6 protein-coding genes are annotated in these 11,883 nt (G+C 62.9%); 1 reads left to right on the forward strand and 5 read right to left on the reverse strand.

Annotated features, from left to right (window positions below):
* Nucleotides 1-81: 81 nt before the first annotated feature.
* The 5 genes from NKH13_RS21900 to NKH13_RS21920 form a co-directional block, all read right to left on the reverse strand.
* Complete coding sequence (locus tag NKH13_RS21900) at nucleotides 82-2,301, reverse strand: 3-hydroxyacyl-CoA dehydrogenase NAD-binding domain-containing protein (RefSeq protein WP_352914289.1); 2,220 nt, start codon at nucleotides 2,299-2,301, stop codon at nucleotides 82-84.
* A 12-nt stretch (nucleotides 2,302-2,313) separates the two neighbouring features.
* Nucleotides 2,314-3,522, reverse strand: a complete 1,209-nt coding sequence (locus NKH13_RS21905) for an acetyl-CoA C-acetyltransferase (protein WP_352715712.1) — start codon at nucleotides 3,520-3,522, stop codon at nucleotides 2,314-2,316.
* Between the two features lie 31 nt (nucleotides 3,523-3,553).
* Nucleotides 3,554-4,723, reverse strand: coding sequence for an acyl-CoA dehydrogenase family protein (locus NKH13_RS21910; RefSeq protein ID WP_352914291.1), 1,170 nt, complete (start codon nucleotides 4,721-4,723; stop codon nucleotides 3,554-3,556).
* A 239-nt stretch (nucleotides 4,724-4,962) separates the two neighbouring features.
* Nucleotides 4,963-6,759, reverse strand: a complete 1,797-nt coding sequence (locus NKH13_RS21915) for an acyl-CoA dehydrogenase (RefSeq protein WP_352914293.1) — start codon at nucleotides 6,757-6,759, stop codon at nucleotides 4,963-4,965.
* A 237-nt stretch (nucleotides 6,760-6,996) separates the two neighbouring features.
* Nucleotides 6,997-7,458, reverse strand: coding sequence for a MerR family transcriptional regulator (locus NKH13_RS21920; protein WP_023719513.1), 462 nt, complete (start codon nucleotides 7,456-7,458; stop codon nucleotides 6,997-6,999).
* A gap of 550 nt (nucleotides 7,459-8,008) precedes the next feature.
* Here NKH13_RS21920 and NKH13_RS21925 point away from each other — a divergent pair.
* A complete protein-coding gene (locus NKH13_RS21925) occupies nucleotides 8,009-11,869 on the forward strand; it encodes a peptidoglycan-binding protein (RefSeq protein WP_352914295.1) in 3,861 nt (1,286 codons plus the stop codon).
* Nucleotides 11,870-11,883: the final 14 nt, after the last annotated feature.

Consider the following 11,883-nt stretch of genomic DNA (forward strand, 5'->3'; position numbering starts at 1 on the left):
TTGCTCTTCCTTCGAAACAGGAAAAAATACCTTCCCTGTTCTACCCCTTGGCCGCCATCTTGTCCACCGCCGAAGACGGCGTCACGCTGCCTCCTTGGCCTCGTCCCTGGTATAGGGATCGAAGCGCTCGTAGAAGGTCTCGCCCTTCTCCGCCATATCGAGCAGCAGCTTCGGCGCCTTGAACTCGGTGCCGTATTTCTTCTGCAGGCGCTTGGCGAGTTTGACGAATTTCTTCGCGCCGATGCCGTCGATGTAGGATAGTGCACCGCCTGTATAAGGCGCGAAGCCGAAGGCCAGGATCGAGCCGACATCGGCCTCGCGTGGGTCGGTAACGATGCCCTCTTCCATCACCCGTACCGCCTCAAGCGCGATGGTGACCAGCAGCCGCTGCTTCAGTTCCTCATAGTCGACCTGCTCCGGCGCCAGCTGCGGGTAGAGATCCCTGAGGCCTGGCCACAGCTTCTTTTTGGCCGGTTTTGCCGGATAGTCATAGAAGCCCTTGCTGTTCTTACGGCCCAAGCGACCATGCGTGTCGACCATCGTGTTGATCAGCGCCATCTGCTTCGGATCGACCGCCTTGTCGCCGAGGTCGCGCATGGTCTGCTTCATGATCTTCTGGGCAAGGTCGATCGCCGTCTCGTCGGTCAACGCCAAAGGACCGACCGGCATGCCGGCGGCCTTGGCCGCGTTCTCGATCATTGGCGCCGGAACACCTTCGATCAGCATCTTGTAGGCCTCCGACATGTAGCGCAGCACGCAGCGATTAACATAGAAACCGCGCGTATCGTTGACGACAATCGGCGTTTTCTTGATGGCACGGACAAAGTCGATAGCGGTTGCCAGCGCCTTGTCGCCGGTCTTCTTGCCGAGGATGATCTCGACCAGCATCATCTTGTCGACCGGCGAGAAGAAATGGATGCCGATGAAATTCTTCGGCCGCGCCGAATTCCTGGCCAGCGATGTAATCGGTATGGTCGACGTATTCGAGGCGAAGATCGCCGACGGCTTGAGTACAGCCTCGGCCTGTTCGGTGGCAGCCTTCTTTACGGCCGAATCCTCGAATACCGCCTCGACTACAAGATCGCAGCCGGCGAGATCCGCATAGTCGGCCGTCGGCGTGATCAGCGATAGCAACTGGTCCTTGTCCTGTGGCTTGGCACGGCCCTTCTTTACCTGATCCGAGATCAGGTTGTCGGAATGCGCCTTGCCCTTGGCCGCGGATTCCATGTCGCGGTCGAGCAGCACCACCGGAATGCCGGCCTTGGCCGTCACATAGGCGATACCGGCGCCCATGAAGCCGGCGCCGAGTACGCCGATCTTCTTGAACTTCGTTTCCGGCACTCCGGCCGGGCGGCGCGCGCCCTTGTTCAGTTCCTGCAGCGACACGAACAGCGAACGGATCATCGCTGCCGCTTCCCTGGTCTGCATGATCTCGGTGAAATAGCGTTGCTCGATCCGCAAGGCGGTGTCGAACGGCACCAGCAGGCCCTCGTAGACGCATTTCAGGATGGCGGCAGCGGCGGGATAATTGCCATAGGTCTCGCGGCGCAGAATGGCGATGGCCGGCGGCCACAGATTGGCACCGGCCACCGAATAGACCGGGGCGCCGGGCAGCTTGAAGCCCTTTTCATCCCATGGCGCCACCGGTTTCAAGCCGTTCTTGATCATCGCCTTGGCAGTTTCGACCAGCTTCTGCGGCTCGGCAATCTCATGGATCAAGCCCATCGACTTGGCCTTCTGAGGCGACAGCGTCTGGCCGGAGGTCAGCATTTGCAGCGCCTGCTGCTGGTCGGTCAGCCGCGGCACGCGCTGGGTGCCGCCGGCGCCTGGAAAAATGCCGATCTTCACCTCGGGAAGCGCCATCCTCACCTTGTCGGAATCGGCCGCGACACGGCCATGGCAGGCGAGCGACAATTCGAACGCGCCGCCCATGCAGGTGCCGTTGATCGCCGAAACCCACGGCTTGCCCGAGGTTTCCAGCTTACGGAACAGTCCGTTCATAGTGCCCGCATTATCGAACAGCGCCTTGGTCGCCTTCTCAGGGTCCTTGGCCTTGTCGGCGGCGAAGGTCGCCAGCATCTTCTGCAGCATGGTGATGTCGGCGCCGCCCGAGAACGTATCCTTGCCGGAGGTGATCACCGCGCCCTTGATCGCTGCATCGTTCGCCACTTTGTCGACGATAGCGTTCAGCTCGAGCATCACCTCCTCGGTGAAGACGTTCATCGAACGGTCCGGCATGTCCCAGGTAACCAGCGCGATGCCGTCGGCGTCGATGTCGACGGTGAAATTGGTGTAGCTCATCATCTTTCTCCGTCAGACGCGTTCGATGATCGTCGCGGTGCCCATGCCGGCGCCGATGCAAAGCGTTACCAGCGCGGTGTTGAGGTCGCGGCGTTCCAATTCGTCCAGCACCGTACCGAAGATCATCGCACCGGTGGCGCCGAGCGGATGGCCCATGGCGATGGCGCCGCCATTGACGTTGATCCGGTCATGGGGAATGTCGAAAGCCTGCATGTAGCGCAGCACCACCGAAGCGAATGCCTCGTTGAGCTCGAACAGGTCGATGTCCGACAGCTTCATCTTCGCCCGCTTCAACAGCTTCTCGGTGACGTCGACCGGGCCGGTCAGCATCAGCACCGGTTCCGAGCCGATGTTGGCGAAGGCGCGGATGCGCGCGCGCGGCTTGAGACCGAGCGTCTTTCCCGCCTTTTTCGAGCCGAGCAGCACGGCCGCCGCGCCGTCGACGATGCCGGACGAATTGCCGGCATGGTGGACGTGGTTGACCTCTTCCACCTCCGGATGCTTCTGCACGGCGACGGCATCGAAGCCGCCCATTTCGCCGGGCATGACGAAGGACGGGTTGAGAGCGGCCAGTGACTGCATGTCGGTCGAAGGCCGCATATGTTCGTCGTGGTCGAGGATGGTCAGGCCGTTCTGGTCCTTGACCGAGATCACCGAATTCTTGAAGCGGCCCTCGCCCCACGCCTTGGCGGCACGCTTCTGGCTTTCGACCGCGTAGGCATCGACATCGTCGCGCGAAAAGCCGTATTTGGTGGCAATCAGGTCGGCGGATATGCCTTGCGGCACGAACCAGCCCGGCAGGCCGACCGACGGGTCCATGAACCAGGCGCCGCCGGAGGCGCCCATGCCGACGCGCGACATCGATTCGACGCCACCGGCAATGACGATCTCGTCGGCGCCTTGCGCGATTTTGGCGGCGCCGAAATTGATGGCGTCGAGGCCCGAGGCGCAGAAGCGCGATATCTGCATGCCAGGCGCCTTGGTGTCGTAGCCGGCCTCGAAAGCAGCGGCACGTGGAATGACCGCACCCGCCTCGCCAACCGGATCGACACAACCGAAGATGATGTCGTCAACAGCGGCGGTGTCCAGTCCGTTGCGGTCGCGGATGGCCTCGAGCACCTTGGCGCCGAGCCGCACCGCCGGCACTTCGTGCAGCGAGCCATCCTTCTTGCCCCTGCCGCGCGGCGTGCGCACCGCATCATAGACATAAGCTTCGGCCATTTTCCTGCTCCTTGGGTTTGCTGAAACTCGCTCAGAGCGAGCGCCCGATCAGCAATTTCATGATCTCGTTGGTGCCGCCGTAGATGCGCTGGACGCGGGCGTCGCGGAACATGCGCGCTATCGGATATTCATTCATGTAGCCATAGCCGCCATGCAATTGAAGGCATTCGTCGACGACTTTTCCTTGCAGGTCTGACAGCCAGTATTTGGCCATCGAAGCCGTCACCGGGTCGAGGCCGCCGTTAATGTGGCGGGCAACGCAGTCATTATAGAAGACGCGGCCGATGGTCGCCTCGGTCTTCAATTCGGCAAGCTTGAACTGGGTGTTCTGGAATTCGATGATGGCCTTGCCGAAGGCCTTGCGCTCCTTGACGTAGTCGATGGTAAGCGCCAGAGCCCGCTCGACCATGGCGATAGCAGTGGTGCCGATCTGCAGCCGCTCCTGCGGCAATTGTTGCATCAACTGGACGAAGCCCTGGCCTTCGTCGTTGCCGAGCAGGTTCGAGGTTGGCACACGCACGTCGTTGAAGAACAGTTCCGACGTGTCGTTGGCCTTGAGGCCGATCTTATCGAGGTTGCGGCCGCGCTCGAAACCCTCCACCTCGTCAGTCTCGACGACGATCAGCGAGATGCCCTTGGCGCCCTTCTCAGGATCGGTCTTGGCAACGACGATGATGAAATTGGCGAGCTGGCCGTTGGTGATAAAGGTCTTCGAACCGTTGAGCTTGTACCGGTTGCCGTCCTTTTCGGCGCGCGTCTTGACGGCTTGAAGGTCGGAGCCCGCACCCGGCTCGGTCATGGCAATGGCGCCGATCAGCTCGCCGGTCGCCAGCCTCGGCAGCCACTTCCTCTTCTGCTCCTCCGAGCCGTAGTGGAGGATATAGGGGGCAACGATCGAATTGTGCAGGCCGATGCCGAACCCGTCGACGCCGACATGGCCGATCGCCTCGATGATGGCGCTCTCATGCGCGAAGCTGCCGCCCGATCCGCCATATTCCTCCGGCATAGAGGCGCAGAGCAGGCCGGCAGCACCCGCCTTCAGCCAGCTTTCGCGGTCGACCATCTCGTTCTTCTCGAACTCGTCGTAGCGCGGCGCGATCTCTTCCGACATGAAGCGGTGCGCCATGTCGTAAAGCATGCCGACCTCGTCCGCCGCCCAGGCGGGCTTGGGAAGGCCAAGGATTTCGGCGGGGTTGGTCATGCTTTCTCCCTCGCGCCGACGTTCCCCTCCCCCTCGAGGGGAGGGTGGCCGCGAAGCGGCCGGGTGGGGTCGCCGATGACGTGCTCGACCTTATCTTTTACAACCTGCGCCACGTGCCACGGCATTGCGATCGTTCTCCTCCCAAGGCATGCACCAGAATGGAGGTCGGCGCACTGCACGCAGGACCCCTCCCGGCCCTTCGGGCCACCCTCCCCTCGAGGGGGAGGGGAACGCCGAACCTAGAACGCTTCCGCCGGCAGTGCCATCAATGTGTCGGCACCGCTGGAGATGCGGGCAAGATGCGCCGACGTCTCCGGCATGATCCGCTCTATGAAGAAGCGCGCCGTCACCAGCTTGTTGTCGTAGAAAGACGAAGCGCCGTCGGCGCCATTCGTCAATTTCGCTGCGGCCACCTTGGCCATCTGGGCCCACATATAGCCCAGCGCCACCAGGCCGAAGAGATGCATGTAGTCGGTCGAGGCGGCACCGGCATTGTCGGGCTTGGCCATGCCGTTCTGCACCAGCCACATCGTCGCCGCCTGCAGATCGTTGAGGCCCTTCTTCAGCGCCTTGGTGAAGGGCGCAATCTTCTCGTCGGTGCGGTTTTCCTCGCAGAACTCTCCGACTTCCTTAAAGAAAGCCTGGATCGCGCGACCGCCATTCAAGGCCAACTTGCGGCCGACGAGGTCGAGCGCCTGGATGCCGTTGGCACCCTCATAGATCATGGCGATGCGAGCATCGCGGACGAACTGGCTCATGCCGTGCTCTTCTATATAGCCGTGGCCGCCGAACACCTGCTGCGCCATTACCGCATGATCGAAACCCTTGTCGGTGAGCACGCCCTTGACCACCGGCGTCATCAGGCCGGTGTAGTCGTCGGCCGCCTGGCGATCCTTGTCGTCACTGGAGCGGTGAGCGATGTCGGACTTGATCGCCGTCCACAGCGCCAGCGCGCGGCCGGCCTCGTTGAAAGCCTTCATGGTCATCAGGCTGCGGCGGATGTCCGGATGGACGATGATCGGATCGGCCTTCCTGTCCGGCGCCATCGGCCCTGACAGCGAGCGGCCCTGCAGACGATCCTTGGCGTAGGAAACCGCATTCTGGTAGGCAACCTCCGACAGTGAGAGCCCCTGCAGGCCGACGCCAAGCCGCGCCTCATTCATCATGGTGAACATTGCTTTCAGGCCGCCATTGGCCTCGCCGAGCAGCGTGCCTTCAGCGTCGTCGTAGTTCATGATGCAGGTCGAATTGCCATGGATACCCATCTTCTCCTCGATCGAGCCACAGGAGACGGTGTTCTTCTCGCCCGGATTGCCCGAGGCATCAAGCTTGAGCTTTGGCACGATGAACAGCGAGATGCCCTTCACGCCATCCGGCGCGCCCTCGATACGGGCCAGCACGAGGTGGACGATATTGTCCGACATGTCATGCTCGCCGGCCGAGATGAATATCTTCTGGCCGGAGATCCTGTAGGTGCCGTCGCCATTTGGGACGGCCTTGGTGCGCAGCAGGCCAAGATCGGTTCCGCAGTGCGGCTCGGTCAGGTTCATGGTGCCGGTCCAGGCGCCCTCGACCAGCTTCGGCAACCATGTTGCCTTCTGCTCTTTGGTGCCATGGGTGATGATCGCAGCGATCGCGCCTTGCGTCAGGCCGGCATACATCATCAGCGACATATTGGCCGACACCATATATTCGGCAACCGCAGTGTGCACCGCGTAGGGCAAGCCTTGCCCGCCAAACCCGACAGGTGCGGCGAGCCCCATCCAGCCGCCTTCGCGATACTGGTCGAAGGCTTCCTTGAAGCCTTTCGGCGTCGTTACCGAACCGTCGTCATGGCGCATGCAGCCTTCCATGTCGCCGACACGGTTCAGCGGCTGCATCACGTTTTCGGCGAGCTTCGCGCCCTCGGCAAGGATGGCCTCGAGCACATCCGGCGTCGCGTCGGAAAATCCGGGAAGATTGGAATAACGCTGATATCCCAGCACTTCGTTCAGCACGAACAGCGTGTCCCGGACCGGCGCTCTGTAGATCGGCATGCGTTTCCTCCACCATGCGGTCTTGGCCCCGAAATCAGCCCCAGCATATGAGGATGGCAGGCGGACCAACGTTACGGTCGAGATAACAAATATTGACGTTTGCGTAAACGTCAATTCTGCGGTGCGGCAAATTTTCTGGCGCGCGCCAAGACGGCAAACGACGAAAGATGGCAAACGACGAAGAACCGCGCAGCGAAAGCCACGCGGTTCTCATTCGTCGGAAATCGACAGGTTAGTTTAGCTCGCCACGCTGGCCTGCGGCGCCGAGCGCTCGATCAGCATTTGCCGGACGGTCGACATCGAAGCACTCAGTTCGCTGATGGCGTCGTCGATCAGCGCCCGCTGCTTCTGCAGACGGGCAAGCTGCTTCTCCGACTTGTCGAGCGCCAGCCGCAACTGCTTGGTGTTGGAGCCGTTCGGATCGTAGAGGTCCATCATCTGCTTGACGTCGCGCAGCGAGAACCCGACCTTGCGGCCAAGCAGGATCAGCTTCAGCCGGGCCCTGTCGCGGCGCGTATAGAGACGGGTCGATCCGTCACGCTGCGGGTTGAGTAGACCCTTGTCCTCATAGAAACGCAGCGTACGCAGCGTCACTCCGTATTTCTTGGCCATTTCGCCGATGCGGACAAGCTCTTCACCGGCTTCGCTCGACATATCGTTGGTGTTGGCCGCGGCTTGGCCGGGCGAAATAAGTTTCATGGTCACTGGCTTTCCCCGTCTGGTGGCGTCGCGGTCGCGGACCTTGCGTCGCCTGAGTGAAAGCGGGGGCGTGCTTCCACTCGTGGTTTCAACAAACAAATCGCAAACGGCGTAATGCGCTCATTTACGTTTACGTCAATTCTATATCGATAGCCGCCTCACCACGCAAGAGCGTTCTGGGCTTGGAACTTTATGCCGCAGCGCCGGCGGATAACCCAAAGGCCGCGGCCGATTTCGGAAGCGATCATGCGGCAGATCAAAATTCTACAGCGTCCTTTGTGCGTCCAAAAAGACAGGTGGCGCGGTCGGCGGCCAGTCGACAAAGTTGCAACTTCTTAAGCTTGGTTAACGCGTTGTTTACCACGTTGGGGCGAAATGTGCGCATGTCGGTTACCCGTGTCTATCCTGTATTGAATTTTTCACGGTTTTTCGGAGCGCGGATGAGACCCGGGAAGCTCGTCTTCCACTGCAACAAGCCAAGCAGTCGCCTTCGTCCCGGCAGGACTTTGGGAACCTGGTGAAAGCCAGCAATTCTGAAACGGGCGCATTGATGAACAGCAAGCGGTCCTACCTCGATACACTCAACGCCGGCAGGCAACGCAGGCCGCACACGACGCTTGAAGAGCTCAACCGCTCCCTGGAAACTCTGGAGCAGCGACTGGAGCGGACGCGCGAGGAGACGGCAAGCCACCCCGATCCGCGCCGACCAGCGGCAGAACCGCGCTATCCCAGCGCCCAACCCTATGGCCAGCAGCGCCGGTATGAGGATCCACGCGTGCAACGGCCGAAAGGTCCAGCAGCGGCTTTCGACCAGAATTACCAGGCGATCGCCCGCGATATCGACCGGGTGCGCGGTCAGGAGGACGGCGTCGCCCTAGCCGGCAAGATCGCCGGGGAATTGCGCGGCCTGCGCGAAGAGCTGCGGCAGCAGATGACCTCCGGCCTGCAACGCGAGTTCGATGTGCTGCGCAAGAATATTGAGCGAGCCTTCCAGTCAAATGGCGGCGACAAAGGCAGCGCCGAACTCGGCGTCGAATTCGAGCGGCTTTCCGGCGCCATCCAGACACTGGCCGAAAAAAGCGACGACAGAAGCGTCAATATGCTGCGGCTCGAGCTTGAGCAGGTCAAGGCCGCGCTCGATACGCTGGCGCGCGAGGAGAGCGTGCAGGCGGTCGGCCGCCGCTGGGACGAATTCGACCGCCGCTGGAACGCCTTCGAGGACCGCGTCGACGCCGATCAGCGCAAGCGCTCCGATGCACCCGGCCTGTCGGCGTTGACGGAGCGGCTCGAACAGATCAGCAATGCCGTCAGCAATCTGCCGGAATCGCTGTCGCTGCGCTCGCTCGAGGAAAAGGTCCGCACGCTTGCCGGAGCGGTCGACCATTTCGCCCGCCAGCAGGACAATCGCGGGAGCGACACATTCAGTCAGATCGACGAGCGGCTCGACGAGATTTCCCGCGCGATCGTCGCCTCGACGGTTGCCGCGCAAGCCAATTCGTTCGACCCAGAGCCCTTCGAGCGCATCGAGAAGCGGATCGATTCACTGGCCCAGCAAATCGAAGAAGTGTCGCAGGATCGTCCGGGCCGGGAGGTCATCGACCGTCTCAACACATTGTCGAGTCGTGTGGATGAGCTGGCCGGTCGAGCCAATCTGCCGGAACAGGCGATGGAGCGCCTTGCCAGGCAAGTCGCGCTTATTGCCGACAAGATCGACCACGCACCTGCCATGCCCGACGCGGACTACATCTTCCAGGGGCTCGAGCAGCGCTTCGACGTGCTGTCCAGCATGATGGAACGTCGCCAGGGCGACGCCATCGAACAAGGCAACATGCTGTTTCGTGACCTTGAGCGCCGGTTGGACGAGGTCGCCGACAGGCTGGACCAGCGCATGCCGCAGGTCGACAGTGCCGGCATCATGGATGCCATCGACGCCCGCTTCACCGCGCTGGCCAAGCGGATGGAGACGCGCGTTCCGGATCCTGCCAACGAGGCGGCGATCCGTGGCCTGGAGAGCCGGCTCGAAGACATCTCAAGCCGGCTGGATTCGTCCGCGGCACAGGTCGCCAGCATCGACCCGGCGTTGATCCGCAGCCTCGAAGCGCAGGTCGCCGGCCTGACGGCGCATCTTTCCAGGCCCGGCACGCCGCTGCCGGAATTCGACGACATCAGCCCGCGTCTCAACGAAATCGAGAAGTCGCTGGCCGGAACCCGCGATTCCATCCTCGGCGCGGCGCGCGAGGCGGCTGAGAGCGCCGTCCGATCGCTGGCCGGATCAAGCGCGAACACGGCGGCCGTTACCGGCCTCGCCCAGGACCTGAAGACGCTTGAGGCACTGACGCGCCGTTCGGACGAGCGCAATTCGAGGACGTTCGAGGCTATCCACGATACGCTGCTCAAGATCGTTGACAGGCTTGGTTCACTGGAGACCGGCGAACCGGCAAGCGCGGAGTTGAGCAAGCGCTTCGGCCGGGCATCCAAGATCTCGGTGCAGGACGCACCGTCGATGGACCTCGACCAGCCGCTGCCGTTGACGGGCAGCATGGCCGATCTCGACGGCCGCGCCGCGGCGCTCGTGCGAGACGAACCAGGTCCGCGTACGCCGGCTGAGGCCGCCGCCGCAGCCGCCCTGGCGGCTCTCGGTTCAGACACGACGCGTGAAAAAACCGAGCAAGGCGGCGGCAGGAAATCGATGTTAGGCGGGCTGGCGCGCGCCTTGAAGGGCAAGAAGGACGCCGAGATGCCGCCGCTTGCAGGCTCGGCGCCGAGCGCCGAGATACCGAGCGTCGATCTCGACGAGCCCCTCGACCCCAAGCTCGCCAACCGGCCACTGGAACCCGGCTCCGGCGCACCCGACCTCAGCGCCATCATGAAGCGCGTGCGCGACGAGCGCGGGCAGCCGTCCCGGGAAGGCGGCGCTGAGGCGGCGAAATCGGACTTCATCGCGGCAGCCAGACGGGCTGCGCAAGCGGCGGCCGCCGAGGCGGACGCCCTCAAGCGCCAGTCGACGATGAAAGGCCCGGTCAAGGCACTCAGGATCGGCGACCTGCTCAAGGCGCGGCGCAAGCCGATCCTGATGGGGGCAATCGCCATCATGCTGGCGCTTGCCGGCCTGCAACTGGGCAAAGCCTTCTTCTCCGACCCGGTCGAAGTCGCCAACAATGAGGCGGCACCGGCCGTGGCCGTACAGCCGGTGGAAACTGCATTGGCCAGCGTTGCCAGCGAGCCGAAGGCGGACGCGCAGACGACAGCACAGGAGAGCGCGCCGTCGCCCACCGTCAGGCAGGCAGAACCATCCGCATCGATGACCAAGGACGACACGGCGGCGCAAACTGGCCCCGCCACAGCGGCAACCGAGGCATCGACGGCGCCCTCGGCTGCCGCGGCATCCGCTGACCTAGCGGCGCCAGACACCACGGCCGCAGTGCCCGCGCCTGCAGCGGCGACGGTCAGCTACGCCGAGCCAATGGCTGCCGCGCCTGCTATCACCACCGCTGCGACGCAGGACACGACGGGCACGGTGCCGCCAGCGGATGCTGCCGCGGCAGCAGGCGCCGAGATCGACGTTCCGGCCGATGCCGGTCCGGTCGCCCTGCGCGATGCAGCGGCCGGCGGCGACGCCAAGGCGCTGTTCGAGATCGGCTCGCGCTACGCCGAGTCGCGCGGTGTCAAGGAAGACATGGCGGCGGCGGCCAAATGGTATGAGAAAGCTGCCGACCTCGGTTTCGCACCGGCAGAATACCGCATCGGCAATTTCTACGAGAAGGGCATCGGCGTCGCACGCGACATCAAGAAAGCGAAGACCTGGTACCAGCTTGCCGCAGAGCAGGGCAATGCCAGCGCCATGCACAATCTGGCCGTGCTGTTTGCGATGGCGGCGGATGGCGTGACCGACAATGAATCGGCAGCGCGCTGGTTCCAGGCGGCGGCGGATCTCGGTGTCAAGGACAGCCAGTTCAATCTCGGCATCCTCGCGGCGAAGGGCGTCGGCATGAAGCAGAACCTCGAGGAGAGCTACAAATGGTTCGCGCTCGTCGCCAAGACCGGCGACAAGGATGCGGCGGCCAAGCGCGACGAGATCGCCAAGGCGCTGAGGCCCGAGCAGCTGGAGCGTGCGCGGGCCGCGGCTGAACTGTGGAAGGCCAAGCCGCTCGATCCAGCCGCCAATTCGGCCGACATTCCTGAATCGTGGCAGGATGGCACACCGCAGACGACGGCCGGCATCGACATGAAGAAAGCGGTCCAGAACATCCAGCGCATTCTCAACAAGAACGGCTACGAAGCCGGCAATCCCGACGGCATGATGGGCCAGAAAACCAAGAACGCGATCATGGCCTTCCAGGCCGACAACGACATGAAGGCAACCGGCGCGATCGACGAAAAACTGGTCAAGGCGCTGCTCGCGCGCAAATAACGGCGGATGCGTCG

It is taken from the genome of Mesorhizobium sp. M1348 (assembly GCF_040317925.1).
In the GTDB taxonomy this organism is placed as follows: domain Bacteria; phylum Pseudomonadota; class Alphaproteobacteria; order Rhizobiales; family Rhizobiaceae; genus Mesorhizobium.